General features: G+C 63.6%; 20 protein-coding genes and 1 pseudogene. 9 read left to right on the top strand and 12 right to left on the bottom strand.

Annotated features, from left to right (window positions below; translation table 11 throughout):
* Window positions 1–8 precede the first annotated feature (8 nt).
* The 3 genes from MET49242_RS22210 to MET49242_RS22200 are packed head-to-tail and all read left to right on the top strand — an operon-like array spanning window position 9 to window position 6695.
* On the top strand, window positions 9–3305 hold the full coding sequence (locus MET49242_RS22210) for a DUF2126 domain-containing protein (protein WP_036289226.1): 3297 nt from the start codon (window positions 9–11) through the stop codon (window positions 3303–3305).
* Between the two features lie 10 nt (window positions 3306–3315).
* Window positions 3316–5814: a circularly permuted type 2 ATP-grasp protein gene (locus tag MET49242_RS22205; RefSeq protein WP_036286155.1), complete on the top strand. Its 2499-nt coding sequence runs from the start codon at window positions 3316–3318 to the stop codon at window positions 5812–5814.
* On the top strand, window positions 5811–6695 hold the full coding sequence (locus tag MET49242_RS22200) for a transglutaminase family protein (RefSeq protein ID WP_036286154.1): 885 nt from the start codon (window positions 5811–5813) through the stop codon (window positions 6693–6695). The genes MET49242_RS22205 and MET49242_RS22200 overlap by 4 nt, the downstream gene beginning before the upstream one ends.
* Here MET49242_RS22200 and MET49242_RS24565 read toward each other — a convergent pair.
* The 7 genes from MET49242_RS24565 to MET49242_RS22170 form a co-directional block, all read right to left on the bottom strand.
* Window positions 6634–7041 carry a hypothetical protein gene (locus MET49242_RS24565; protein ID WP_244452958.1) on the bottom strand — a complete coding sequence of 136 codons (408 nt, stop codon included), beginning with the start codon at window positions 7039–7041 and terminating at the stop codon, window positions 6634–6636. The genes MET49242_RS22200 and MET49242_RS24565 overlap by 62 nt on opposite strands.
* A gap of 288 nt (window positions 7042–7329) precedes the next feature.
* Window positions 7330–7596: an acyl carrier protein gene (locus MET49242_RS22195; protein ID WP_036286150.1), complete on the bottom strand. Its 267-nt coding sequence runs from the start codon at window positions 7594–7596 to the stop codon at window positions 7330–7332.
* On the bottom strand, window positions 7593–8759 hold the full coding sequence (locus MET49242_RS22190; RefSeq protein WP_036286148.1) for a dihydrolipoamide acetyltransferase family protein: 1167 nt from the start codon (window positions 8757–8759) through the stop codon (window positions 7593–7595). Before MET49242_RS22190 ends, MET49242_RS22195 begins: the two co-directional genes overlap by 4 nt.
* Complete coding sequence (locus MET49242_RS22185) at window positions 8756–9751, bottom strand: alpha-ketoacid dehydrogenase subunit beta (RefSeq protein ID WP_036286146.1); 996 nt, start codon at window positions 9749–9751, stop codon at window positions 8756–8758. Before MET49242_RS22185 ends, MET49242_RS22190 begins: the two co-directional genes overlap by 4 nt.
* Complete coding sequence (pdhA, locus tag MET49242_RS25815) at window positions 9748–10734, bottom strand: pyruvate dehydrogenase (acetyl-transferring) E1 component subunit alpha (RefSeq protein WP_036286144.1); 987 nt, start codon at window positions 10732–10734, stop codon at window positions 9748–9750. Before pdhA ends, MET49242_RS22185 begins: the two co-directional genes overlap by 4 nt.
* A complete protein-coding gene (acsA, locus tag MET49242_RS22175) occupies window positions 10731–12509 on the bottom strand; it encodes an acetate--CoA ligase (RefSeq protein ID WP_036286142.1) in 1779 nt (592 codons plus the stop codon). Before acsA ends, pdhA begins: the two co-directional genes overlap by 4 nt.
* A 631-nt stretch (window positions 12510–13140) precedes the next feature.
* Window positions 13141–13587: a MarR family winged helix-turn-helix transcriptional regulator gene (locus MET49242_RS22170; protein WP_244430876.1), complete on the bottom strand. Its 447-nt coding sequence runs from the start codon at window positions 13585–13587 to the stop codon at window positions 13141–13143.
* Window positions 13588–14049: 462 nt separating this feature from the next.
* Here MET49242_RS22170 and MET49242_RS22165 point away from each other — a divergent pair, with 462 nt between their 5' ends.
* The 4 genes from MET49242_RS22165 to MET49242_RS22150 all read left to right on the top strand — a co-directional run bounded on the left by MET49242_RS22165 (window position 14050) and on the right by MET49242_RS22150 (window position 18559).
* Window positions 14050–14676 (top strand): copper chaperone PCu(A)C, encoded by a 627-nt coding sequence (locus MET49242_RS22165; protein WP_158497353.1) that lies wholly within the window; start codon window positions 14050–14052, stop codon window positions 14674–14676.
* 76 nt (window positions 14677–14752) lie between these two features.
* A complete protein-coding gene (otsB, locus tag MET49242_RS22160; RefSeq protein ID WP_051134413.1) occupies window positions 14753–15550 on the top strand; it encodes a trehalose-phosphatase in 798 nt (265 codons plus the stop codon).
* A gap of 186 nt (window positions 15551–15736) precedes the next feature.
* Window positions 15737–18025 carry a trehalose-6-phosphate synthase gene (locus MET49242_RS22155; protein ID WP_084679275.1) on the top strand — a complete coding sequence of 763 codons (2289 nt, stop codon included), beginning with the start codon at window positions 15737–15739 and terminating at the stop codon, window positions 18023–18025.
* A gap of 96 nt (window positions 18026–18121) precedes the next feature.
* The gene (locus MET49242_RS22150) at window positions 18122–18559 is read left to right on the top strand and encodes a hypothetical protein (RefSeq protein ID WP_144259764.1); all 438 of its coding nucleotides are present in this window, start codon (window positions 18122–18124) and stop codon (window positions 18557–18559) included.
* 128 nt (window positions 18560–18687) lie between these two features.
* Here MET49242_RS22150 and MET49242_RS22145 read toward each other — a convergent pair whose 3' ends face one another.
* The 3 genes from MET49242_RS22145 to MET49242_RS22135 all read right to left on the bottom strand — a co-directional run bounded on the left by MET49242_RS22145 (window position 18688) and on the right by MET49242_RS22135 (window position 21813).
* Window positions 18688–19431: an efflux RND transporter periplasmic adaptor subunit gene (locus MET49242_RS22145; RefSeq protein ID WP_144259763.1), complete on the bottom strand. Its 744-nt coding sequence runs from the start codon at window positions 19429–19431 to the stop codon at window positions 18688–18690.
* A 270-nt stretch (window positions 19432–19701) separates the two neighbouring features.
* Window positions 19702–20514 carry an IS5 family transposase gene (locus MET49242_RS22140; protein WP_036279258.1) on the bottom strand — a complete coding sequence of 271 codons (813 nt, stop codon included), beginning with the start codon at window positions 20512–20514 and terminating at the stop codon, window positions 19702–19704.
* 18 nt (window positions 20515–20532) lie between these two features.
* A complete protein-coding gene (locus MET49242_RS22135) occupies window positions 20533–21813 on the bottom strand; it encodes an HAD-IC family P-type ATPase (protein WP_051134412.1) in 1281 nt (426 codons plus the stop codon).
* Between MET49242_RS22135 and MET49242_RS22130 the strand changes: the two are divergent.
* A pseudogene (locus MET49242_RS22130) lies at window positions 21779–23155 on the top strand (DNA-directed RNA polymerase subunit beta'); the annotation flags it as partial. The gene MET49242_RS22135 and the pseudogene MET49242_RS22130 overlap by 35 nt on opposite strands.
* 73 nt (window positions 23156–23228) lie before the next feature.
* Window positions 23229–23546 (top strand): membrane protein insertion efficiency factor YidD, encoded by a 318-nt coding sequence (gene yidD / locus MET49242_RS22125; RefSeq protein WP_144259761.1) that lies wholly within the window; start codon window positions 23229–23231, stop codon window positions 23544–23546.
* Window positions 23547–23654: 108 nt separating this feature from the next.
* Here yidD and MET49242_RS22120 read toward each other — a convergent pair whose 3' ends face one another.
* Window positions 23655–24668 carry a methyltransferase domain-containing protein gene (locus tag MET49242_RS22120; protein WP_036286135.1) on the bottom strand — a complete coding sequence of 338 codons (1014 nt, stop codon included), beginning with the start codon at window positions 24666–24668 and terminating at the stop codon, window positions 23655–23657.
* Entirely contained in the window at window positions 24669–25757 is a 1089-nt protein-coding gene (locus tag MET49242_RS22115; RefSeq protein WP_036286133.1) for a sulfotransferase family 2 domain-containing protein, read from the bottom strand.
* Window positions 25758–26103: the final 346 nt, after the last annotated feature.

Here is a 26103-nt window from a genome sequence, read left to right as displayed (position 1 = left end):
TTCCTACGGTGTCAATTCAAGTCGCGCTTCATCATGTCACGCATTACAAATATGACCGGCCGGTTTCACTTGGCCCGCAGATCATCAGACTGCGGCCTGCGCCGCATTGTCGAACCCGCATTCCGAGCTACTCACTGACGATCGCGCCCGCCGAGCATTTCATCAACTGGCAACAGGATCCTCACGGCAATTGGCTGGCGCGGCTGGTGTTCCCGGAAAAGGCGCGCGAATTTCGCGTCGAGGTCGATCTTCTCGCGGAGATGGCCGTCTACAATCCTTTCGATTTCTTCGTCGAGCCCTATGCGGAGGAATTCCCCTTCGCTTACAAGCCGGATCTCGCCCTCGAACTTTCGGCCTATCTCGAAATCGAACCCGCAGGCGCGCCCCTTGAAGATTACCTGCGCACAATTTCGCTCGACAAGCGACGAACGATTGATTTCCTCGTCGATCTCAATGCGCGTCTGCAGCAGGAGATTCGTTACGTCATCCGCATGGAGGCGGGTGTGCAGGCGCCAGACGAAACGCTGACGCTGCGTTCCGGCTCCTGCCGCGACTCTGCGTGGCTGTTCGTGCAAATCCTGCGCCGGCTGGGCCTCGCCGCGCGCTTCGTCTCCGGCTATCTCATCCAGCTCAAGGCCGACGTGGATCCGATCGAAGGACCGAAGGGGACGGATCACGACTTCACCGATCTTCACGCATGGACCGAGGTCTATATTCCCGGTGCCGGCTGGGTCGGTCTCGACGCGACGTCAGGCCTCTTCTGCGGCGAAGGCCACTTGCCTTTGTGCGGTGCGCCGCATTATCGCTCCTGCGCGCCGGTCTCAGGCCAGGTAGAACCGGCGGAATGCGATTTCAATTTCGAGATGCGCGTCGAGCGCATCCGCGAGGCGCCACGCTTCACGGCGCCGTTCGCGGACGAGGCATGGGCGCGGCTCGATCGCCTCGGCGAGGCGGTGGACAATGATCTTGCCGCGCAGGACGTGCGCCTCACCATGGGCGGCGAGCCGACCTTCGTCTCCATCGACGACTTCGAGTCCGCCGAATGGAACACAGCCGCCGTGGGACCGACAAAGCGCGCACGCGCCGACGATCTCATTCGCCGGCTGCGCGAACGTTTCGGACCCGGCGGCTTCCTGCATTACGGACAGGGTAAATGGTATCCGGGCGAGAGCCTGCCGCGCTGGGCCTTCGCGCTTTATTGGCGCAAGGACGGCAAGCCGATATGGGGCGACAATGCGCTCATCGCCGGCATGAAGGCGGCGGGCGAAGCGACGCCGCATGCGGCGGAAAACTTCGCCGCGTCGCTCGCGGCCCGGTTGGGTGTGGACTCCTCCTATGTGATCCCGGCCTTTGAAGACCCGGTCCATTGGATAGGCGCGGAAGCCGCGCTTCCCATCAATGTCGATCCGGCCGATCCCAAGATCGACGATCCTGAAGAGCGCGCGCGCATGATCCGCGCCTTCGAGCGCGGGCTCTCGACGCCCTCGGGCTTCGTGTTGCCGGTTCAGCGCTGGAACGCCGCCGCGATGGGCCGCCGCTGGAGGTCCGAGCGCTGGCCGTTGCGGCGCGGAAAGCTGTTTCTGGCGCCCGGAGATTCCCCTATCGGCCTGCGCCTGCCGTTGAAATCCCTGCCTTGGGCGCCAGCGAAGGATCTTCCCTTCTTCTTCCCGCAAGACACATTCGCGCCGCGCGAGACGCTGCCCGACCCATCGCATCTTCAGCATGTCTACAGCTCCGAGATCGCCTCGGGCGGGCAGGACGTCAGCGAGCAGGTTGCGGTGGCGGGCGCCGTGCGGACAGCGCTCGCGATCGAACCCCGCGAGGGCGCCATCTGCGTATTCATGCCGCCAGTGGAGAAGCTCGAGGATTATCTGGAGCTTCTCGCCGCTGTGGAGGCTACCGCAAAAGATCTGGGGCTGAAGCTCAACATCGAGGGTTATCCCCCGCCCCCCGATCCACGCATCGACGTCATCAAGGTGACGCCTGACCCCGGTGTGATCGAGGTCAACATCCATCCCGCCGCCTCCTGGCGCGAAGCGTTGGAGACGACGACAACGCTTTACGAGGAAGCGCGACTGGCGCGTCTCACCACGAGCAAATTCATGACGGACGGCCGTTGCGTCGGCTCCGGCGGCGGCAATCACGTCGTGCTCGGGGGGGTGACGCCCGCCGACTCGCCATTCCTGCGTCGCCCCGATCTGCTCAAGAGCCTCATCCTGTACTGGCAGCGTCGCCCGTCCCTTTCCTATCTCTTCTCGGGCCTGTTCATCGGGCCGACAAGCCAATCGCCTCGCATCGACGAAGCGCGTCACGACGCGCTCTATGAACTCGAAATCGCGCTCGCCAACACGCCCGCGCCCGACGCGACGGATTTTCCGCTTTGGCTCGTCGATCGCCTCTACCGCAATCTGCTGGTCGACGTTTCGGGCAATACGCATCGCTCGGAAATCTGCATCGACAAGCTCTATTCGCCGGACGGTCCGACGGGACGCCTCGGCCTCGTCGAGTTGCGCGCCTTCGAAATGCCGCCGGACGCGCGCATGAGTCTCGCGCAGCAGCTATTATTGCGCGCGCTCGTCGCGTGGTTCTGGCGCGAGCCACAAGAAGGCGCCTGCGTGCGCTGGGGCACCGCGCTGCACGACAAGTTCATGCTGCCGCATTTCGTCTGGGCGGATTTCCTCGGCGTGCTCGAGGATCTCAAACGCGCGGGATACCCGTTCGAGGCCGAATGGTTTCAGGCGCAGTGGGAGTTCCGTTTTCCGCTCGCCGGCGCCGTCGAACATGGCGGCGTGCGGCTCGAAATCCGCCACGCGCTGGAGCCCTGGCATGTGCTGGGAGAAGAGGGATCCGCCGGCGGGACCGTGCGCTATGTCGACTCTTCTGTCGAGCGGCTGGAGGTGAAGGCGAAGGGTTATGTCGCCAACCGCCATGTCGTCGCCTGCAAAGGGCGTCGCGTCCCGTTGACAAGTACGGGCGTCAGCGGCGAGGCGGTGGCGGGCGTTCGCTTCAAGGCCTGGCAGCCCTCCTCGGGGATGCACCCGACCATCCCGGTGCATACGCCTCTGATCTTCGACGTCGTGGACAGTTGGAGCAATCGCTCGCTCGGCGGCTGCGTCTATCACAGCGCCCATCCGGGCGGACGCAGTTACGATACGTTCCCGGTCAATTTTCACGAAGCCGAGTCCCGGCGGCTGGCGCGCTTCCAGGATCACGGCCATACTCCCGGCCGCGTGGAGCCGCCGCGCGAGGAGCCGGCGGGCGAATTCCCGCTGACGCTGGATTTGCGGAGGAGTCTTGCCCGCTGAACCGGAGGCCATGACAAAGGCATGCGACGAAGCGCGGCGGCTCGGCGCGTGGATCGATGATTATCGGCCGATCCCCGGCGTCCCCGACGAGATGATCGGGCCGGATGGTCGACCGCGTCCGCATTGGTCGACCCTGCTCGACACGCTGGCGCAGCTTGGCGACGATGGCGTCGACCAACGCTTTGCGGCCGCCGCGCGGCGCATCAACGACATGGGCGTCACCTATCGCGTCCATGGCGAGGCGCGCGAGCGGCTCTGGCCCCTGGGCCGTATGCCGCTGCTGCTGACCGAGGCGGAATGGCGCGAGATTGAAGCGGGGATCGCGCAGCGCGCTGAATTGCTCGACTTGATCCTGCGCGACATCTACGGCCCCGGACGCCTCGTGACCGAAGGCGCCCTGCCCGCCGCCGCCGTGGCGGGCTCTCTGGAGTTCGTCCGCCCCATGCGCGGGGTCGAACCTCTCGGCGGCCGCTGGCTGCGCTTTTACGCCGCCGAAATCGGCCGCGGGCCGGACGGCAAGTGGTGGGTGCTCGGCGATCGCGCCCAGGCGCCGTCGGGCGCAGGCTACGCGCTGGAAAACCGTCTGGTCCTCGCACGCGCCTTCCCGAGCCTCTATCGCGAGATGAATGTGCGGCGCCTCGCCGGCTTTTTCCGCGACTTCCGCGCCGGACTCGTCGCCGCCGCCGCGCGGCCCGATCCACGCATCTGCCTCATGACGCCGGGTTCATGGAGCGAGACCTACTCGGAGCAAGTCTATCTCGCGCGTTATCTCGGATTCCTGCTTGTCGAGGGTGAGGATCTCGTCACGACCGAGGGCAAGCTGCATGTGCGCACCGTCGCCGGCCTGAAGCGGGCCGATGCGGTTTGGCGACGCGTCGACGCCGATTGGTGCGATCCGCTCGAAGCCAACGCCGCTTCCCGATTGGGCGTGCCCGGCCTGTTCGACACGTTACGGCAGGGCGCCGTCGCGTTGGCCAACATGCCGGGCGCCGGCCTCGTCGAGTCGCGGGCGCTGATGAGCTTCCTGCCCGGGCTTTCGAGGCGGCTGCTTGGAGAAGACCTGCGGCTATCCAACATCGCAACGTGGTGGTGCGGTCAGGAAGCGGAGCGCGCGGAAATCCTGCGCGCCATCGACGATCGCGCCATCGCGGCCGCGTTCAGCGATACAATGGACGGCCTTGGAGGCGCGCGCGTCGCATTAGGCGCGGAACTCGAACCCGCCCGACGCGCCGCCCTGATCCGCGCGATCAATGAACGAGGCATAGATTATGTCGGGCAGGAGATCGTCCAACTTTCGACGACGCCTGCATACTGCGCCGGCGGCCTAACGCCGCGCCCCTTCGCGTTGCGCGTCTTCGCCGCCGCGACTCCGGACGGCTGGACGGTCATGCCCGGCGGTTTCTGCCGCGTCTCGGATCGGCGGGACGCCCGCGCCGTCTCCATGGGCGCTGGCGCGCAATCGGCCGATGTGTGGGTGATCGGCGAGAAGCCCGCGGAGAGCGCTACTCTGCTGCCCGCACGAGGCGAAACGCGCGTCGTGCGCATCCCGGGAAATCTGCCGAGCCGAGCCGCGGACAATCTTTTCTGGATGGGACGCTATCTCGAGCGCGCCGAGGCGACGCTGCGCGTCGTGCGCTGTCTGTGCAACCGCCTCACTGATCCACAGTCGACCGCGATAGAGGGACGCCAACCGATCGAACGCTGCGAACGCCTGCTCATTGCTTGCGGCGTCGCAGCTCCGACCGGCTTGCGACATCCCGGCGCAGCGATTGCGTTCGCCGCTTCGAGCGACGCTGGCTCCCATGGCTCCGCGCTCGCCGTCGTCCTGCAGGCGAAGCGCGCCGCCTCGATAATTCGGGAGCGACTGTCGCAGGACGTCTGGCAATTGATCGGCCGGCTGGAATTGCGCCTGCAACGTCTTGCGTCCAAGACTCCGTTGGAGGCGGAAATTCTGGAAAGCGCCGAACGCTCCTTGCATACGCTCGCGGCCCTCTCCGGCTTGATGGTCGAGAATTTCAATCGCGTCGCCGGCTGGGCCTTTCTCGATCTCGGAAAGCGGATCGAACGCGCGATCAACACCAGCCGCTTTGCCCGCCATTTCGCCGACGCCGATCCGACCATGGACACGCTCGACGCGCTGCTCGAACTGATCGACTCGCAGATCTCGTATCGCTCGCGCTACCTCGCCGGCGCCGCGCTCGCTCCCACGCTCGACATGGCGATGCTCGATCCGTTCAACCCACACTCCGTCGGTTTTCAGGCGCGTCGCATCGATGAGCATCTCGCGGCCCTGCCCGCCTTGCTAGACGACGGCATGATGGAGCCGCAGCGCCGGCTCGCCATCGCGCTGCGCGCGGAACTCGAAGCCGAGGATGCAAGGAGGCTCGACGCCGCGCGTATTCTGGTCATCGAACAGCGCGTAATGGCGCTCGCCGACGTCATTGCAGATCGCTATTTCTCGCGCGGCGGCGACAACGCGCCCGCAGACAAAAGATCAAGGTTCGCGTGATCTACGACATCATCCACATTACCACTTACACTTACGAAACGAGCGTCGCCTCGACGCGTTGCGCGATCAGGCTGACGCCGCGCGCCAGCATCGGCCAAAAGCTGATACAATGCGACATCAGCCTCTCTCCGAAACCCCAGGACAGGCGCGAGCGCGTCGATTTCTTCGGCAATCCCACCATCGAAGCGTCGATCCAGCAACCGCATGCAAGATTGCGCGTCGCGCTCACCGCTCGTGTCGAGGTGATGCGCCCCGAGAGCCCCGCGCCAGCGCTGACTCCGTCATGGGAGGCGACGCGGCGCGCCGCATGCTCCAATCAATCATTGGATCCCGCGTCTCCCGTGCACTGGCTGTATCCGAGCCGCCTCGCGCCGCTCCATGCGCCGGTCACGGATTATGCGCGCGAAAGCTTCCCGGCGGATCGTCCTGTTCTCGAAGGCGCGCAAGAACTGATGCGTCGCATAAAACAGGATTTCGCCTATGATCCCGACGCGACCCATGTCGCGACGCCGCTTGCGCGAGCGTTCGAAAATCGCGGCGGCGTTTGCCAGGATTTCGCGCATATCATGATTGCAGGGCTGCGCGGAATCGGCCTGCCGGCGGCCTATGTCAGTGGCTATATCCGGACCATCCCCGCCCCGGGACAGCCGCGCCTCCAAGGCGCAGACGCGTCGCATGCCTGGGTCGCCATCTGGTGCGGCGAGGCGTTCGGCTGGATACATCTCGACCCAACGAACGCGATGGCTGTCGGCGACGATCACATCGTCGTCGCCATCGGCCGTGATTACGCTGACGTCTCGCCGATCGACGGCGTCATCATCAGCGCCGGCGGGCAGAACCTCGAGGTGAGCGTCGACATAAGGACGCTGGGCGACCCGTAAAAACCACCTCCCTGTCACGAAATCCAATACCAAAGGCCTTTATGGCCGACTCTTGGGGGCGCCGGGGGTCTTTTTCTGACTCAAGGCCTTGCCGGTTACCGCCCCAACATTTGAAGCCACCGGTGCTCGTCAGGGCACAAGTGTGCCTCCCGCCCGACGACACGGCGACGACGACGCTGATCAGTCCCGACACATTCACGGGGGTGAGCCGGGTCGTCGTCGTGCCGTCGCCGAGCTGGCCGGAATCGTTGAGGCCCCAGCATTTGACGCCGCCGGCGGTCGTTAGCGCGCAGGTATAATGTTGGGTAGCCGACAGCGTCTCCTGTCCCGCTCCCGCCGCGACCATCCGCCCGTATCCCAGCCAGGCGGCGCCGTTACAGTCGGGGGGATTGGGCGTATTGACGATCCGGCGCTTGTCTCGCGAGAGAACGCCCGGCGCTCCCTCTGCGACGCCGCGCGGCCTTCCGCCCGCACCCCTTCTCATTGCGTCGACCAGCGCGCCGAGCCCCTCCCGATACGCATGCGACGTGTGAAAAACATCGACCGAGGCGAACGCGTCTGCGCGACCGATGCGCGTCGTGGTTCCGTCAATCTCGATCGTCACGGATATGGCCCTGCCCTCCGCGAACCGGACTTACCCGTCTTCTCCAGCGGACCGGCCGAGCGCCTGCTCGAGATAGGCGACGGCGCCGCTGAGCGTGAAAAGCTTCCGGTAGTCGAGCTCCGGAATATTCACCCCTGTTCGCTTGTGTATCGCAGCCACCAGATTGGCGAAATCCATGGAGTCGAGGTCGAAGGCCTCGCGAATGTCCGCGTCGTTGGCGACCGATGACGGATCCGCTTCCGGCGCGATGTCGCAGATCAGCTGGAGAAGGAGCGATCTTATTTCGTCATTGGTCACAATTTTTCGGGCTCCTGCAAAAGGCGCGCGACCTCGGCGAGATAGAGTCCGCCAAGATGGCCGTCTGTCACGCGATGATCGGCTGCGAGGCTCACCATCACGAGGGGACGAGGCGCGATCCTCCCATCGACGACGAAGGGGCGCGTGACGACGCGCCCAAAGCCGACGATCGCCACCTGGGGCGGGTAGATAATACCTGTCACCGTCTCCGCGCCGCGATCGCCGACGCTCGTCACGGTCATTGTGGGAGACGCAAGCTCCGACGCCCGCAGTCCACCGCGCCTTACGCGTTCGACCAGATCGCGCATCGACGACATGAGTTCGGCGAGCGATTTTTTGTCCGTGTCCCTCATCGCCGGCGCCACCAGTCCGCCGCCGCGGAGCGCCACTGCCCAGCCGATGTGAATCTCGCTGGCGGGGACGAAGGCGCCGTTCTCAAAAAACCCGTTCAGTTTCGGCTGCGCGTGCAGCGCGAGGGCGGCGGCCTTCAAGAAAAGCACGGCCGGCAAGATGCGCGCGAGCGGCTCCCGGTCGCGATTGAAATCCTCGAGCCAGGACAAAGCGGCGTGAAGATCGACCGTTTCGCTAAGATAATAGTGCGGGATTTCGCGCTTCGAGCGGCTCATCGCGGCGGCGATGGCCTTGCGCATTTCCGACAGATCGACGCCGCGCCTGATCGACGGCGCTCCGGCTGGAGCGGCGCGCGCCGCCGCCTCCACATCCGCAAGCTGGATCGCCCCATCGACCCCCGTGCCGCGAAGCTCCGCCATGTCGATGTTCAGCGCGGCCGCGCGACGGCGGGCGACAGGCGTGATCTTCAGACGCGCGTCCGGCGCGATCACTGGTGTCGCGACAGGAATCGGCGCCGCCGCGACTTGCAACGCCGGCGGTCGCGCGGCTGCGGCGGCGGGCTGCGCGGCCTCACCCGCCGGTCCGTCGATCCGGGCGAGGATCGTTCCGACCGGAACGCGCGCGCCGACGGGAACCAGTATGTTCGAAACAACGCCCTCCACGAAGACTTCGACTTCGATCGCGCCCTTTTGCGTCTCGACGACGGCGATCACGTCGCCCGACTTCACGCGATCGCCCTGCTTCACATGCCATTCGACGAGCGTGCCGGCCTCCATGTCGGCGCCGAGGGCGGGCATTTTGAAGTCGCTCATGTCGGCCGCACGAGGTCGCGCGCAGCGGCGGCGATGGCGTCTCTCTGCGGCAGGCAGGCGTCTTCGAGATGCGCGGCGTAGGGCATGGGAACTTCGCGCCCGCACACACGCCTGAGCGGCGCATCCAGTTCGAAGAAGGCCCCTTCGACGATGCGCATGCCGATTTCCGCAGAAATAGAGCCGCTACGCCAGGCTTCGTCGATAATGACGCAGCGCCTCGTCTTGCCGACCGACGCCAAAATCGCGTCTGTATCGAGCGGGCGCAGCGTGCGGAGATCGAGCACTTCGGCTTCGATGCCCTCCTTCGCCAGCGTCTCGGCGGCGTCGAGCGTCTTGAACAGGCCGCCGCCGTAAGTGATGAGAGTGACGTCCCGGCCCGGGCGGCGGATTGCGGCATGGTCGATGTCGACGGACGTCACGCCGGGCGTCAAAACGCCTTCCATATTGTAAAGCATGACGTGCTCGAAAATGAGCGTCGGATTGGGCTCTGCGAGCGCGGCGAGGAGCATGTAGCGCGCATCATCAATCGTCGCCGGGGTCAGCACGCGCAATCCGGGAATATGCGCATACCATCCCTCCAAACTGTGCGAATGCTGCGCGGCGACCCGCCGCCCGCCGCCCGTCGCCATGCGGATCACGAGCGGAATGGCGAATTGCCCGCCGGACATATAGGGGATCGTGACGGCGTTGTTGACAATCTGATCCAGCGCCAGAAGGCTGAAATTGACCGTCATGATCTCGACGATCGGCCGCATCCCGGTCATCGCCGCGCCGATCCCGGCGCCGACGAAGGCGCTTTCCGAAAGCGGCGCATCCCTGATCCGCTCGTCGCCAAATTCTTCGAGAAGCCCTTTCGTCACCGCATAGCAGCCGCCGTAACGGCCGATGTCCTCGCCCATGAGAAAGACGCGGGGATCTTCCAGAAGCGCCTGCCGCAGCGCTTGTTTGCAGGCTTCGCGATAAGTGATCGCGAGGGGAGGAGACTCGGTCAAGAAGGAATCTCCGTTATTGTCACGAAACGCTCCACCTCCGCGACGGACTCGAGCGCGCCCGCTTCGGCGAAGGCGACCGCGGCGGAGATCTCGGCCTCGACTTTCGTCTCGATCGCATGGACCTCTTCCGGCCTGATCAAATGATTGCTTTCGAGCCACTCCTGAAAGCGAACGATCGGGCCTTTCTTTCGCCAGGCCTCCACTTCTTCCTTCGAGCGATAGAGTTGCGCGTCGAACATCGAATGCGCCCGAAAGCGGTAAGTTCTGCATTCCAGAAAATAGGGATCGCTCCCGGCGCGGACTCTTTCCACGGCCCGCCGCGCCGCGCTTTCGACGGCGACGACGTCCATGCCGTCGACCCTTTCGCCCTCGATCCTGTAGCCGCTGGCCTTGTGCACGAAGTCCGTGTCCGCCTCCGCGCGCTCGACCGCCGTGCCCATCGAATAAAGATTATTCTCGCAAATGAACAGGATGGGCAGCCGCCAGAGCTTCGCCAGATTGAGCGTCTCGTGGAATTCTCCCTCGTCCACGGCGCCTTCACCGAAGAAGCAGGCCGTGATCGCCGTCCGCTTCGACAATTTATCGGAGAGCGCGACGCCCAGCGCCAGCGGCAATCCGCCGCCAACGATGGCGTTGCCGCCGTAGAAGCGATGCGCCCGGTCGAAAAAATGCATCGAGCCGCCGCGTCCGCGGCAGCATCCGTTGAGCTTGCCCATCATCTCCGCGATCAGGCAGCCGGCGTCGACGCCGCGGGCGAGCGCCTGACCATGTTCGCGATAGGTCGCGATAACGGAATCGTCCGCGGTCAGCGCCTCCATGACGCCGACCGACACCGCCTCCTCGCCGTCGTAGAGATGCAGGAACCCCAGGATCTTCTGCGCCTGATAGAGCTCCACGCATTTCGCCTCGAAACGGCGGATGCGGATCATCCCCGTCAGCAGACGCAAGAGATGCGCATGGTCGAGATGAACCTTCTGCGTCATCGCTCGTCGCTTTCCAGGGTCGACAGGTCGCCCTCCGGCAGGCCCAGTTCGCGCGCTTTCAGAAGGCGTCGCATGATCTTGCCGCTGCGCGTCTTCGGCAGATTGACGCGAAACTCGATCTCCTTTGGCGCTACCGCCGCGCCCAGGCGCTTGCGCGCATGTCCCAGCAACTCCTTGCGCAAGGCTTCGTCCTCCATGAAGCCCTGCTTCAAAGCGACGAAAGCCTTGACGATCTCGCCCGCGACCGCGTCCGGCTTGCCGATGACGGCGGCTTCGGCCACGGCTGCATGCTCCATCAGGACGCTTTCGACTTCGAATGGCCCGATCAAATGGCCCGACGATTTGATCACGTCGTCGGCGCGGCCGACGAACCAGAAATAGCCGTCCGCGTCGATGCGGGCGAGATCGCCAGTCAGATACCATTCGCCCACGAAACATTTGCGGTAGCGTTCGTCCTCGTGCAGATAGCCGCGCATCATCGAGGGCCAGCCGCGCCTGAGCGCGAGCTCGCCCTCCCACTCGGGTGTATCGACAATCTCAACGCTCCCCCCCGCTTTTCGTAAAGCGATGCGCGCCTCGACGCCCGGCAGCGCACGCCCCATGGAGCCGGGCTTGATGTCCATGGCTGCGAAATTTCCGATCATGATGCCGCCCGTTTCCGTCTGCCACCAATTGTCATGAAAGGGCAGCCCCAGGGCCTGCACGCCCCAGACCACGGCTTCCGGATTGAGCGGCTCGCCGACGCTGGCCGCGAAGCGCAAAGCCGAGAGGTCGAATCCTCGAAGCGCCTCCTCGCCCGCTTTCATCATCATGCGGATGGCGGTCGGAGCCGTATACCAGACGGTGACCTTTTCTTCGGCAAGGACGCCATACCAGCCTTGCGCGTCGAATTCGGCCTCGACGACGATATTCGTTACGCCGTGCACGAGCGGCGCAATGACGCCATAACTCATGCCCGTCACCCATCCCGGGTCCGCCGTACACCAGAAGCGATCGTCCTCGTGCAGATCGAGCGCGAAAAACCCGGTCGCGTAATGCGTCACCACGGCGTCATGAACATGCAGGACGCCTTTCGGCCGCCCGGTCGTCCCGCTGGTGAAATGCAGGAGCGCAACGTCTTCGGGATCGGTGGGGGGTATATCGAAAACGGTCGACGCCTCGCTCATCAGGTCGCGCCAGGAGAGCGCGCCCTCGCCACCCGTCTCGGCGTCGACGAGAATGACGTGTTCAAGCTTCGGCAAGCGCGGGCGCAAGGCTTCGATCTTGCGCCGGTAGAGCGCCTGCGTGGTGACGAGGACGCGCGCGTCGCCGATCTCCATGCGCGTGGCGATCGGCTCCGGCCCGAAGGCCGAGAACAACGGCGAAACGACGCATTTGGCCTTCAGCGCGCCGAGAATGGCGATGTAGAGTTCAGGAATGCGCCCGAGCAGAACGAAGACCGCGTCTCCCGGTCTGGCGCCCAGCGACCGCAGGGCGTTGGCGAAGCTGTTCGTCGATTGCGCAAGATCGGCGTATGAATAGTTTCGACGTTCGCCTGTCTTGCCAATCCATCTTATTGCTATTTTGTCTTTCCTGTCGCCGCCTGCATGGCGATCGACGGCTTCGAAGGCGATGTTCAACCCGCCAGCATTGGGAAGGCCCGTCAATTTTGCGCGCGCCGTCGCCCAGCCAAATTGCGCGCGCGCTGCGTCGTAATCGGCGAGATTGGGTCGGACCGCGAACGACGCAGGATCTTTATGGATCATCGCGTAGCGCACGGAGTCATTCAGCCCCATTCGTGCCTCTCGTTCTCGGGGCGGTCACGCGTCGGCGCACTTTCCACTCGCAGACGCGTCAAAAACGCTTCCTCTTATCACTATTGTGTGATCTGCCGGCTTGACGATCAAGCGAATTCGGGCGGCCATGAGCTTGAGCTTTTCCCGGCGGAAGCCTTTGCCCGAAAGTCGCGTTATCCGACGCGTCGTCCTGGCTGTTCCTCACTCTCGCAAAAATGCCGGGAGGGCGAAGCGTGACGACCGCAAGTCCGCTACAGGCCGCAAGGCGAGACGGGAGAATTTCCTGCCGCCGCCGTAGCGTCGCGGGCATGATCACAATTCTTTCCGCCCTCCTTTCCCTGCTCTTGTTCCGTGTTCGCAGCCGCACCTCATTGGAGCTTGAGCTCATCGCGTTGCGGTATCAGGTGACCGTCCTGCGCCGGCAACGGCCTGGTCAGCCTCGGCTCGTCTCCGCTGACCGGCTGCTTTGGGTTTGGCCGTCATGGAAACGAAGTGGAGCACGACGAATAGATTTTTACCTGAGGTTCGGGAACCGGCGGCTCTCCGAGTCTGGACAAGCCGGCGAAGGCCATCTTCGGGAAGTTCGCCGAACCTCCCGAACCTGCCGTCCGGGATCAACGCGCCGGCGCGATCATTCGCCTTCGAACAGCTTGAGGAAGGCTTCCTTGTTTTCCCGCAGTTTTTGCAGGTGAACCGCCGCCAGATGATCGAGGCGGCGGTTTCCCGCCGCCGTCATCACGATCAACGAGCGCCGCCGGTCGAGAGCGTCGGTCTTTCGCCGCACGAGCTTCGCCTGAACCAGCCGCGAGACGAGTTCGGCGGCGCTGTGATCGCGTATCATCAACTGATCCGCGAGTTCGCCGACGCTGATGTGATTCCCGCCCTCGTATGTCTTGATCACCAGCAGCGCCTGATACCACTGCATCGTCAGGCCGAGATCGGCGGCGGCGGCCTCGCTGAACGCCAGAAACCTTCTCAGGGCGCGACGAAAATTGGCCAGCGCCTCCAGCTCCTCCCTGCTCGGGGCCGATGAGGCGTCGTCCGCATCCGGTTCGCGCCCAATTGCCAAAATGGTCACCCAACCTCCAAATTTTTCGCCCGGCGGCCGTTCTCGTCGTCGGCATCATGCGGTCGCCGTCGGCCCCGGTCAATTCCCCGCCTCTCAGGAGCCGCCTGCGTTCCGCTTGCATTACATCGTGAGGCGATATAGTTTATATCGTGTCACGATCTAGCTGCCATGTTTCCGCGGTCGCCGCATGTCCGGCCGCCGCATTTGAGGAATCTGGCGCGACGACAGGCCGTCAGCGGCGCCGCCGGGTAAGAGAAACGGGGAGGAGCGAGATGATCCCGTGCTTTTTGTCATGGCGACTCGGGCGGCGTCAGTCTGAATGAGGACTATTGCGTCATGAAAATCTGGCCGCAGACGCCGCCGGACGACCCCGACGCCAAAACCGTGAAGACTCCGCGTCAATCCTTCGGCGAAGGAAAATCCCGCGCGGGCCAAACGCGGACATTTCTCGAAATCAAAAGGAACGTAGCCATGTCACTGACTCGACGCGCAAGCATGCTGGCCCATGCGGGGCTGGTCGCGGGAGGCGCCTATCTCCTCACGGTCATGCTGACCGGGAGCCACGCCCAGGAATATGAGGTTGGCGGGCTCAAGGTCGAACATCCCTGGCTGCGCGCGCCTGGGGAGGGCGAGAACGTCGCGACGCTCTACATGGTCGTTCACAATACGGGCGACGCGCAGGACAAGCTTGTCGGCGTCAAATCGGACAAGATCGGCGCCGCCGTGCTGCACGCCGACGTCAAGCGCATCGTCGTTCCGCATGGCATCGTGATCCCGCCGCATGCGACCGTGCTGCTCGAGCCGGACCGGCCCTATGTTTCTCTCGAGGGCGTGGAAAAGATGAACCCGGTCGGCGGGAGCTTCGCAGTCAGGCTGGTTTTCGAGAAAGCTGGAGAAGTCGCCGTCGACGCGTCCGTCGAGGCGCCCGACGCCAGACATGCGCATGACGCGGAGGCGACCGCGCGGTGGGAGAAGGCCCATGGCGGCGGCGCGCCCGCGACCCCGGCGCAGGAGGGGCGTCGGGGGGCGACGGACGCGGGCAAGACCGAGCCCGCCAGCGCAACGCCGACGGCGGCGCCGGCCGCCGACGGGAACTAGGCGCCGCCATGATCTGGCGCAACGTCGCGAAAACCGTCGGCGCGTCCGGGCGCCCGTTCATGGGAGCGCGACGCGGATGACATCGACGATCGATTCGGGCGCAGGGATCGAGTCCGGGCGCCTGGCCGCAAAGGCGCAGGCCGTCGCCCGCCAGAGATCGCGCTGGGCGCTGTTTCTGGATTTCGACGGCACGCTCGTTGAAATCGGGGAATCGCCGAGCGCGATCGTGGTTCCGACGCATCTGCCTCTTTTGCTCGCGCGGCTGAACGCGGCGCTGGACGGCGCATTCGCGATCGTGACCGGACGGCCCGTTTCGGACATCGACCGCTTTCTCGCGCCGTTCCGGCCGACGGTCGCCGGCGTGCACGGCGCCGAGATACGCGCGCCGGGCGGCCGTCGCGTCGAGGTCGCGGCGGGACCCAAGCAGAGAAAACTGGTCTCGGGCGTTCGCGCCCTGTGCAGACGCTTCCAGGGCGTGTCGCTCGAATTCAAGCCGGGGACCGTCGCGGTCCATTATCGCGCCAATCCGGAGGCTGGTCCGCCGCTGAAGACCGGATTGCAGCAAATCGTGAACGAAAATCCGGGGGATCTGGTGATCTGCTCGGGCCGAATGGTTCACGAGATCCTGCCCCGCCGCGTCTCCAAGGGCGCCGCGATCGAAACGCTGACGGAGCTCCCGGCGTTTCGCGGCTGCCGGCCGCTCGTCATCGGCGACGACGTCACCGACGAATCGGCGTTCGCCGCGGCCGTCAGGCTCGGCGGCGTGGCGTTGAAGGTGGCGGGCGAGCATTTTCCGCCGGAGGACGCGGATTTCGACGACCCCGCCCAGCTCAGGTCCTGGCTTGACGTTCTGGCGGCGAATCTCGGCGCATGATCCCGGATCGGCGCTCCACGCCGGTGACCCGCACGGATCGGCCGCACGCCTCGTGATCTCCCGACTGATTGCGTTCACGGACGCCGAGGCGTGGTTGCCGCGGCCGCCGTCCGGCGCTCCGCAGAGAACGCGGATCGCTGCTGCGCGACCGGGTCGCCGTGAAACGAGCGAAGGGAAGAACATCCGATGAGCGACAAATCTTTCAGCGTCAGCGAAACCCGTTTCGTCTTTCCCGGCGCGCGGCGCAGGGCTGCGCTTGCCCGCCGTCTCGCGGTTAACCCCGCGGCGAAAGTGGCGGCTTTCGTCACCGCGGCCGCTTTCGTTCTCATCGTTTCTCTTGCTCCTCTCGCTTCCTTCGTCATCGAGGGCTGGCTGCGTCAGGATATCGAAATCCGCTCCCGTCTCATCGCGCGCTCCGTGCGCAACCATCTGCTCGCGAGCGGGCCGGAATCCTCCCTCGACCTCGGCCGCTATCTCGAACAGATGGTCGAGGACGAGCGTCTCCTTGCGCTCGGCTATTGCTCCGACGCGGGCGTCATGCTCCATGCGACCGCGTCGATGCCCAAATCGATTTCCTGCCGGGATTTCGGCGCGGGAAAAACCAACGCATTCGACGTCGATTCACGCCCGGACCCGCGCGCGCATGTGAACGCGGTCTCTGTCGGAGCCGGCCCGACGGCCGGCCGGCTGGTCGTCGTTCATGACCTGTCCTTCATCGACGAGCGGTCGCGCAAGGCGAGTTATTACACGATCCTGGCCCTGACCGGCGTAACCATGGCGCTCGGCCTGCTCGCGACGAGCGTCGTGCTGATGGCGACGCGCGGCTGGGCCCGCTCCGTGCGAAGCGCCATTCTGGCCCCGCGCGCGGAGGAGGCGCTGAAGCCGTTGCAGGCGGAATTGCCGGGCGGCCGCGATTTCCGCGCGCTGCTGCAGGCGCTACGGGTCGAGCGCAAATTCACCGAAGGGATTTACGTCGAGTGGTCGCCGGCGACGCTCGGACAATTGCTCGCCGAGGAATTGCCGCAGGCGCGCGTCGTGATCGTGTCGAACCGCGAGCCCTATATTCACAATTACGCGGACGGAAAGCCGACGCTGCAAATACCGGCGAGCGGTCTTGTCGCCGCGCTGGAGCCGGTCATGCGAGCCTGCGGCGGCGTGTGGGTCGCGCATGGCAGCGGCGCGGCGGATCGGGAGACGGTGGACGAATACGACCGCATCGCCGTTCCCCCGAATGATCCCGCCTACTCGCTGCGGCGCGTCTGGCTGAGCGACGAGGAGCAGGACGGCTATTACTACGGCCTCGCCAATGAGGGCCTCTGGCCCTTGTGTCACATCGCCTTCGTGCGCCCGAACTTTCGGGAGCAGGACTGGTCGCATTACGTCGCGGTGAACCGCAAGTTCGCCGAAGTGGTGATCGAGGAAGCCGAATGCGACGACCCGATCGTGCTGGTGCAGGATTATCACTTCGCGCTGCTGCCGCGCATGATCCGCGACCGGCTGCCGAACGCCACGATCATCGCCTTCTGGCACATACCCTGGCCAAATTCCGAGACCTTCGGCATCTGTCCCTGGCGCGAACAGATCATCGACGGCCTTCTCGGCAGCACGATTCTCGGCTTCCATACGCAGTTCCACTGCAACAATTTCATCGACGCCGTGGACCGCTTCATGGAAAGCCGGATCGACCGGGAGACCGGCTCCATCACGTTGCGCGGCCACGAAACCATGGTGCGCCCCTATCCGATATCGATCGAATGGCCGCCGAGCGCGCTCGCCAACCAATTGCCGGTTGAGGAATGCCGCAAGGAGCTTCGCCGGCGACTTCATCTCGGCGACGACATGCGCATTGCGATCGGCATCGAACGCTTCGATTACACCAAGGGCGTTCTCGACCGCATCAGGGCCGTCGACGCATTTCTTTCGCTTCATCCCGAATGGCTCGAAAAATTCGTCTTCATCCAGGCCGCGGCGCCGACCCGCAGCAAGCTGCCCGTCTACAGCAGCCTGCAGGCCGAGGCGCGGCGGCTGGTCGACGAGATCAACGGGCGGCACGGCCGGAACGGCTGGAAGCCGATCCTGCTGGAAATTCGCCACCACGAACAGGGCGAGGTTTACGCGCTGTTTCGGGCCGCGGACGTCTGCATCGTGTCGAGCCTTCACGACGGCATGAATCTCGTCGCGAAGGAATTTGTCGCTGCGCGCGAGGATGAACAGGGCGTTCTGATCCTGTCCAGCTTCGCCGGCGCGTCGCGCGAGCTGTCTGAGGCGCTGATCGTCAATCCCTATGACGCGCATGGAATGGCTGAAGCGATTCAGGAAGCGCTGAAAATGCCGTCCGGCGAACAGCGCGAAAGAATGCGTCTGATGCGCGAGCTCATTCGTCGGGACAATGTCTACAGCTGGGCGGCGCAAATGCTTCTGCACGCCGCGCGCCTTCGCAAGAGCGAGCGCCTGCATAGATTGATCGGGCAGTAAGGGCGGCGCGTGACGTGACTTCCCTGCTCCCTGTCGTCCCTACCGCAAATTCAATCTGACTGGAATGCTTCTGAAATTTGGGGCATGCTTCGTCTCATGGCCGACGTGGTCAAGCTGGCCTCGTGGACGATCATCGACCTGTTGCGATCCAGAGCGTCACTGGAGGTGGAGATCGTCGCGCAGCATCAGCAACTAAACCTCTTGCGCAGGAAATCGGCGAGGCGACTGGCGTTCAGCACTATAGATCGTCTGATTCTTGCTGGGCCCTATCAGATTGCGTCGCGGATTATCGACGCCTTGGCGATCGTAACGCCCGAGACGGTTATTCATTCGCATCGCGCTGGCTTTGGTTTGTTGTGGCGATGGAAGTCGCGGCCTCGCGGCGGCAGGCCAGAAGTGGCGCAAGAACGCGCCCGTACCTCGCGCGGTTCAGGCTGCAAGGCGCATTGTTCCCACACCAATCCTCGAGCGGACGAAACGCCCGAAGCGATAGCGAGGGTCATCGCGAGGGGAGGCTCACCACCGCAACGGTGAATCCGGCGGACGCATCCGCCTTCAGATCGGCGAACGAGTAATTGTTCCCCAGCGCTTGGGCGAGCCGCGGCGTAAAGTCTCAACGAAGCTTTGAATCATGCCACTGGCCTAGGCGTTGTTTTCCTTGGTCATTCTGACCCCTCGGAATTCGGAGCGGGACCAGGATGGCCCCCCGCCTCCGCCGGACGCCCCTCAGACCTTATCTCGATTCTGGCCGTGACATTCGACCCAGCTGCAAAGCCGCCGTCGCTTTTTGTCGCTTCGATAACCAGGCGGCCAATGACCGAGCCGCCGCCTGTTGGGGGGCCAGAAATCTCCGTGATTCTGCCGCTCAGAACGCGCCCAGGATCAGAGTCGGACTGGATTTCCGCCAAGGCGCCGATGCGCAGAGGCTTCAACGCCTCTTGCGGCGCGCCGAACTCCGCCGCCAGGTTGCGAGATTCCCTCGTGAAGAGAAAAAGCGGCGCGGAAGCGGCCACTTTTTGCCCGACCGACGCATAGCGTGCGGCGACAACCGAGTCGAAAGGCGCACGTATCTCGATCTGCTTTTCGTTCTTCTCCTCCTCCGCGAGCATGGCGCGCAGCCGGTCTATTTCGTTACGCTCTACTCGCGCTCTGGCCAGCGTCCTGCGGCGGAGCTGAGCTAATCGTGAATGCCGGCCGCCGCGCCTGGGCGTCCGCGAGGACAGGAGGCGCTCATATTGGGCGAGACTGCCTTTTGCCGCTTCGAGCCTTCCGAGCGCTCGCTGATGGGGTTCCCCATAGATCGTCGCGCATAAGCGCCCGGCCTCAATGGTTTCTCCTGCTTGGCAATTCACGACGCCTACAGTTCCGCCGATCGCCGCGACGGCAAGCCGCTGCTGCGCCGCCATGACGGTCCCTTGGAAGATCGCGAACTTCGTGGCCGGAGCCTGCAACGCGCTTTCCGGGGCGTTTCTCGGCGACCGGATAGTAGACGGCCAGAGGCCAATCAACGTCGCCACGATTGCAGCCAATGCGGCGGCGCCGGCCGAAAGAACCCATGGCGAAGGCCTGCGCGTCGCCTCGCCTACAACAAGAGCCTCGGGCCCGGCTGCGAGGCCAAAGCGCCTAAAAACAAGAAGCTTGAAAAGATCAAGGATGAGAGCGAAAGCTAGAGGGTGTTATGCACCTTGGATCATGAAATCTGCTGCGCGCTTGAGCATGAGACATGCGAAGGCGACGACGTGGAGTCCTGCGAGGGTCTGAGCATAGCGCTCGTAGTCTTTGACGAGCCGCCTGCATCGCGTCGCCCAGGCGAATGAACGCTCGACCACCCAGCGCTTGGGCAGCAACACGAAGCCTTTTTTGGCCTCGGCGAGTTTGACGACGCAAAGCTCGGCGCCCTGCGCCTTTGCGGCCTCGGACGCCTTTTCGCCGGTGTAGCCCTGATCGACATAAACGAGTTCGACGCTTTCGCCTGTCACATCCTGCACGGCTGCGATGAGCTTGCCGACCTCGGCGCGGTCATCGACATTCGCCGGCGTGACATGCAACGCCAGCAAATGGCCCAATGTGTCGACTGCCATGTGCAGCTTCGAGCCGCGCTTTCGCTTCGCGCCGTCATAGCCCGCTCGTGGGCCGCTCTCAGGGGTCGAGCGCAAGGTGCGGCTGTCGATGATCGCCGCCGTCGGCTCCGCCGCCCGCCCGGAAGCGACGCGCAACTGGGCGCGCAGATCCTGCGCAAGCGCCTCGAACACGCCCGCCGACAGCCAGCGCTGCGATTGCTGATACACGGCGAACCATGGCGGCAGATCGTTGGGCATGGCGCGCCAGGCGATGCCGTAGCGCAGCACGTAACGCAGGCCGTTGAACAGCTCGCGCAGCGAATGTTGACGCTGCGGCGCGCCTTCGTCCATGAGCGTCAGATAAGGCGCAACCAGCGACCATTCTTCGTCGCTGACGTCAGACGGATAAGGTTTGCGAATCGGAGACATCCGATTCTACTAAGACAATCAATCACCAAAGTACATAACACCCTCTAGGGTCGCGAGAAACAGTTCCAAGATGACCCAAGCTGGCAGCGGATCCATCAGGTATCCCCCGAGCGCGAAAAAGACCGCTATCGCGAGGTTTAATAGCGAGGAAAGCACTAGCCATGCGGAGGGAGGCGAGCTCCACAGGCGTCGCCGATCACGCAGAACATAGACCGTCGCCTGACCGAGAAACACGAGCGAGACAAAGGCGACGGTCCGCAGTTGGCCGATGTTCAAGCTCAGCCATCGTTCGCCTACGAGAACAATCGTCGAAACAAACAGTAATCCCGCAACGCCAAGCGAGGCTGCGGCGCCGGTGATGGCGCCAAGGCGCCAGGCGTCTGGTTGCGAGGAAGGCGTCGCCCTGTCCGTGGCGATCGCCATCGTCAAAAAGTCCCCGGTGATCAGCAGCAACGCCATTTGCATCGGCGTCACAATCGCGTGGCCTGTCGCCAGCAGGCCGACGCCAAGAAAGGGGACGAGCTGGAACTTTTTGACGAGCGCATTGAGAATGTAGGTCAAAATGCGCTGGAAGGCGGCGCGTCCTTCTTCAATCGCGTCGACCACTCCCTTGATGCCTGGCTCGGTGAGGACGACGCTTGCGGCCGATTTTGCCACATCTGTGGCGGTGGAGACAGCCACGCCCATTTGCGCCTGGCGGAGGGCCGGCGCGTCGTTGACCCCGTCGCCGCACATGCCGACGATGCGTCCCCGACGCTGGAACGCCTGCACCAGCTTGAATTTGTCTTCCGGGAAGACGCCCGCGTAAATGGCGTAATCCTCGGGATTCAATTCTTGAGAAAAATTCGCGGCAGGACAGACGGGCCCCACGAGGCCAACGGCCCGGCCAACCGACGCAGCGGTCGCCACTGCGTCGCCGGTAACCATCACGGTTTTTACCCCCTCCGCCCATAGCTCGGCGATCAGCGGCTTCGATTCGGGACGCGGCGGGTCGCTCAACGCGATCAGCCCGACGAGTTTCTCGGCCCCTAAAGGACCGAAGGCCACGGCGATGACGCGGCCGGCGGAACGGGCCGAGGCCTCGATTTGGCGCTCCGCGCGGCCGTCGAACGATGAAAGCCGGGCGACTGCGAGGGGCGCGCCTTTGACGATCCGCCGTTCTATTCCTGCTGCGTCTGTGACGGTGGCTTCGGCGACCTTGGTCGCGGGGTCGAACGGGATGAATTTGCGAGTTTGAAGCAGCGGGAATTTACCGCCGTTTTTCGGCGCCGCCGCGCAGCTTGCGGACCAGTCGTTCATCGAGTCCAACTTCGAGGGCACGGTGCATGTGCGCAACCGCCATGTCGCCCGCAACTCGGATGGCGACCTGATCGTCATGGCGCGCAACGTCGCCATCGTGATCCTCGGCCCTGACGGAGCCGAGCGCGCGGTCAACCGTATCCAGTACGGCGCCCGCCTGAAGGTCGATGAAGGCGACAAGGTCAAGCGCGGCCAGCGCATCGCCGAGTGGGACCCCTATACGCGTCCCATCATCAGCGAGATCGACGGCGTCATCGGCTTCGAGGATCTGGTCGAGGGCCAGTCGATGTCGGAGACGGTTGACGAGTCGACCGGCATCGCCAAGCGCATGGTCATGGACTACCGCCTCAACCTGCGCTCGGCGAGCCTAAAGCCCTCGATCGTCATCAAGGGGCCGGACGGCAAGGTCGGGAAACTCGCCCGCGGCGGCGACGCGCGTTACCTGCTGCCCGTCGACTCGATCATCGCGGTCGAGCCCGGCGGAACCGTGAAGGCGGGCGACATCGTCGCGCGTATTTCGGTGGAGAGCGCCAAGACCCGCGACATCACCGGCGGTCTGCCGCGCGTCGCGGAACTGTTCGAGGCGCGCCGTCCGAAGGATCACGCGATCATCGCGGAGATCTCCGGCACGGTGCAGTTCGGGCGCGACTACAAGAACAAGCAGCGCATCACCATCGTTCCTGCCGAGGAAGGCGCCGAGCCCGTCGAATATCTGATCCCGAAGGGCAAGCACATTCACCTTCAGGACGGCGACGTCGTCGAAAAGGGCGACTATATCGTCGACGGCAACCCGGCGCCGCACGACATTCTGGCGATCAAGGGCGTGGAGGAGCTTGCGGCCTACCTCGTCAACGAGATCCAGGAGGTCTACCGACTGCAGGGCGTCAACATCAACGACAAGCACATCGAAGTGATCGTGCGTCAGATGTTGCAGAAGGTCGATATCGTCGATCCGGGCGACACCGGCTTCCTCGAGGGCGAGCAGGTGGATCACGTCGAACTCGACGAAGCGAACGCCAAGGCGATCGAGAACGGCGGCAAGCCCGCCTCCGGCACGCCGGTGCTGCTCGGCATCACCAAGGCGTCGCTGCAGACGCGTTCGTTCTTCTCCGCCGCCTCCTTCCAGGAGACCACCCGCGTCCTCACCGAGGCTGCGGTCAACGGCAAGATCGATCCGCTGGTCGGCCTCAAGGAGAACGTCATCGTCGGCCGCCTCATCCCGGCTGGCACGGGCGCGGCGATGGCCAAGTTTCGCGGCATCGCCACGGGTCGCGACGATCTCATCATCGAGCAGCGCGCCGAGGCCGCCGAGCCGGCTCCTGCCCTGCCCCCGGCGGAATAATCCGCCGCGCATCGCGAGAATCGAAAGGGCCGCCCTTATCGGGGCGGCCTTTTTTCACGGTATGAAGCCTGAGATGAAAGACCTCCCCGCTCGCGCCGCGCGCGCGCTGATCCTCGTCTACCGCGTCACCTTCTCGGCCTTCGCGGGGCGAACCTGCCGCTATGCGCCGACCTGCTCGGAATACACGGATGAAGCCATCGCAAGACATGGCTTGTGGGCGGGCGGCTGGATGGGCTTCGCCCGCATCTGCCGTTGCAGGCCGGGCGCGGGCGAGGGTTTCGATCCGGTGCCGGAGGAGTTGCGCGCGGACGCGAGCGCGCTCACGCCCTGGCGCTATGCCCACTGGCGCGGACCCTTCCGCTGCGAGGAAGTTGAAACCGACAAGGGCTGACAGGGATCATTGTGAAGCGGCGAAGCCTATGACCACCGAAACTGTCAAACTGATTTGCGGGAAAATACGCGAAGACTGATCGTGACGCGGTTGAAGATGAAGCTGTCCTCACCGCCGAACCAGCGAAACGACAAACATCGCGGTTTCGGGAAGCGGCTCAAACATGCGATCCAGCCGCAGCGGAGCGAGTTCAAGCGATTCAATTGCGCCCCATGTCTCCCGCCAAGAATCATGGGTCCACACATGAGCGTGGACATCGACATAAAGCCCGTCACGTTCGGCGGCTTCCGCCACCGCATAGGCTTGCTTTATCCCATCAGGTCGCGAGGACAGACTTTCGATCGGCGCGCCGACGGGGGATACGCCGACAATATGATCGAAGATCTGTCGGAAGCTGGGCTTCTGCAAACGCCGGCGATGATCCTCGAGCAGTTCCGCGAGCGTCGTCGCACGGCGTCCATGATCGAACGTAAGGGATTGTTCCGGAATCGCGAGATTTATGCGGCCGCCGGGCTCGATGACGCTCGCGATCTCCGCCAGCCAGCCAATCGGGTCAGCCACATGTTCGATCACTCCCGAAGCGAGCGCCCAAGCGAAACGTCTCCCCCCGACAACCTTGTCCAAAGCCCCGGACGCCCAGACATAATCGACATGAACGATATGCGAGGGGTCAACGAGACCAGGATCATTCGCATGGCTATATTTCGCGACGAGTTGGTCGTGATCCGCATGATCGACAAATGAGACGTCATGGTGGTCGCGCGAGACGGTGGGGCGATCGAGCGCGCCGAACTCGAGTCCGGCCCTGCCGGCGATACCGTATAACATTTGCTCGAGATGTCGCCGATGCTGACGCGTCGGAGAGTTTTCGAGATGCTTTCCATTGCCGAACCGAACTGAAACCTCATCGTTCGAGTGGAGCGGCGATGGAAAGTGGAAAATGAATCCAGCATCTGCTGGAATGTTGAATTGCACCAGCTCAGGGCGTCGCAATGCGCATTTGATCGTGGCGATCATCTCGTCGTTGACGAAGATTTCCAGCGTGGCCGGCCCGCCGTTTTCCGTCGCCCACCCTGCGACGTGAGACTGCAGGCAGACGTCCAGGAAACCATGCTGATGCATCTATTCCCCCTTTTCGAAACCAGTGTGTCCCGGGGCCGAACGCGCGCCACTTTCGGTATCCTGATAACGTGCGGCGACGCGACGATAGAGTTCAAGATCATATCTGTTGACCTCGCGCACCTTCTCCCAGTCGATGCGGCGATAGTCCTGGTCGCTCAAATCGACACGTCGACCGTCGGTTACATTTTCGCGTCCGATCGCAACCGGCTCGAGCCCCATCTTCTCGAACATGATCCTGGCATGCACATCAATATTTTCGGTCATGCCGACAAAGTCGAAGGAGCGGTCGATATTGCTCAAGGCAAGCTCGAGCACATAATCTGACATGGACCCGAGCGGGACCATATTTGTTCCCACGCCCGCGATCATCCGTGTCTGCAAATTTTCAAACTCGTCGCAAAGGCCTTCATTGACGATTTCATGCAGGGGAACGGACCTGCCGTCGATTGTGAGCGCATGGACTCCGTTGGTTCGATAATGCCAGTAATGTGATCTTACCCGTGCGATGGGCTCCCGAACGAAGGTGAAGTATCGCGTCGGCTGTCTGAGAAATCCGTCGAGCCCAAAAAAGCTGTGCCCAATGAGTTGTCTGAACGCGAGACATTGATATTCAGGGAGGGAATTCGCTTGCTCCCAGTTGAGACCTGCGAAATGGCCTTGATAGAAAAGACAAGTCTCACTCAGGGACAGTTGCTTCTGGATCGCGACGGAGAGCGCGGTTCCCGCCGTCTTCTGTATGTGGAGAAAGACCCGGCAACCGCCCCCGCGCCGGGGTTGCGGTCCTGACGGCGCGGCCATTCGTATTACGCCGTCTTGCAGCGTCTTGCCGCTGCGATCGGCAACGCGAATCTCGGCGTCATAGCTCAGCGTAGCTAAAGGGATGGCAAAGCCGAATTTTCCTGTTCTTCCGAACAAATCTGCAATATCGCGCCGAAAGATGATCGCCTTGAACTCGAGTCTCTGCATCCGGTCAGTTTCGACGAAGACCGTTTCAAGGGCGTCGTCCCGGTCGGGACTTATAATCCAGCCGACAATCTCTTTCGCCGAGACATAATCCACGGCCCCTTCCGTTTGATTGACACTCGACATCAATTCTCCTCGCATCATGCGTCAACGAAATCCGGCAAGCACAGCCGTAGGCCGTCGAATGCATTAAAGAATTCGATAAAGATCACTAAGCCTATTTTTTCGCGTTTCGCCGACTCCAGATAATGTTGGAGAAAGCCGAGGACTTGCAGTTCCAATTTTGATCGTCACCCCTCGTGTCAACTTGATAAAGACAGCGGATGAGGATCCCGCCCTTCGCCCAAGCCAAAGCGAAGATACTGTGCATAAGGATCGACACGCTTGTCCCGGGCGTATGGGCATTTCTCAAGATAATCATCCGCGTCGAAGCGCGGCATGTGACCTCCGCGTGCAGCGGGCGCGCCGTCGG

Origin of the sequence: Methylocystis sp. ATCC 49242 (assembly GCF_000188155.2) — a bacterium.
Lineage (GTDB): Bacteria > Pseudomonadota > Alphaproteobacteria > Rhizobiales > Beijerinckiaceae > Methylocystis.
This window is presented reverse-complemented; position numbering and strand designations above follow the sequence as displayed.

What these genes read in the sequence shown, in the direction of transcription:
- MET49242_RS22205 (WP_036286155.1), top strand. Translation starts at nt 3,316, where the DNA reads ATGACAAAGGCATGCGACGAAGCGCGGCGGCTCGGCGCGTGGATCGAT.
- MET49242_RS24565 (WP_244452958.1), bottom strand. Translation starts at nt 7,041, where the DNA reads ATGGTCGCGGCGGGAGCGGGACAGGAGACGCTGTCGGCTACCCAACAT.
- MET49242_RS22190 (WP_036286148.1), bottom strand. Translation starts at nt 8,759, where the DNA reads ATGAGCGACTTCAAAATGCCCGCCCTCGGCGCCGACATGGAGGCCGGC.
- pdhA (WP_036286144.1), bottom strand. Translation starts at nt 10,734, where the DNA reads ATGACGCAGAAGGTTCATCTCGACCATGCGCATCTCTTGCGTCTGCTG.
- acsA (WP_036286142.1), bottom strand. Translation starts at nt 12,509, where the DNA reads ATGGGGCTGAATGACTCCGTGCGCTACGCGATGATCCATAAAGATCCT.
- MET49242_RS22165 (WP_158497353.1), top strand. Translation starts at nt 14,050, where the DNA reads ATGTCACTGACTCGACGCGCAAGCATGCTGGCCCATGCGGGGCTGGTC.
- otsB (WP_051134413.1), top strand. Translation starts at nt 14,753, where the DNA reads ATGACATCGACGATCGATTCGGGCGCAGGGATCGAGTCCGGGCGCCTG.
- MET49242_RS22155 (WP_084679275.1), top strand. Translation starts at nt 15,737, where the DNA reads ATGAGCGACAAATCTTTCAGCGTCAGCGAAACCCGTTTCGTCTTTCCC.
- MET49242_RS22150 (WP_144259764.1), top strand. Translation starts at nt 18,122, where the DNA reads ATGGCCGACGTGGTCAAGCTGGCCTCGTGGACGATCATCGACCTGTTG.
- MET49242_RS22145 (WP_144259763.1), bottom strand. Translation starts at nt 19,431, where the DNA reads ATGGCGGCGCAGCAGCGGCTTGCCGTCGCGGCGATCGGCGGAACTGTA.
- MET49242_RS22140 (WP_036279258.1), bottom strand. Translation starts at nt 20,514, where the DNA reads ATGTCTCCGATTCGCAAACCTTATCCGTCTGACGTCAGCGACGAAGAA.
- MET49242_RS22135 (WP_051134412.1), bottom strand. Translation starts at nt 21,813, where the DNA reads ATGAACGACTGGTCCGCAAGCTGCGCGGCGGCGCCGAAAAACGGCGGT.
- yidD (WP_144259761.1), top strand. Translation starts at nt 23,229, where the DNA reads ATGAAAGACCTCCCCGCTCGCGCCGCGCGCGCGCTGATCCTCGTCTAC.
- MET49242_RS22120 (WP_036286135.1), bottom strand. Translation starts at nt 24,668, where the DNA reads ATGCATCAGCATGGTTTCCTGGACGTCTGCCTGCAGTCTCACGTCGCA.
- MET49242_RS22115 (WP_036286133.1), bottom strand. Translation starts at nt 25,757, where the DNA reads ATGTCGAGTGTCAATCAAACGGAAGGGGCCGTGGATTATGTCTCGGCG.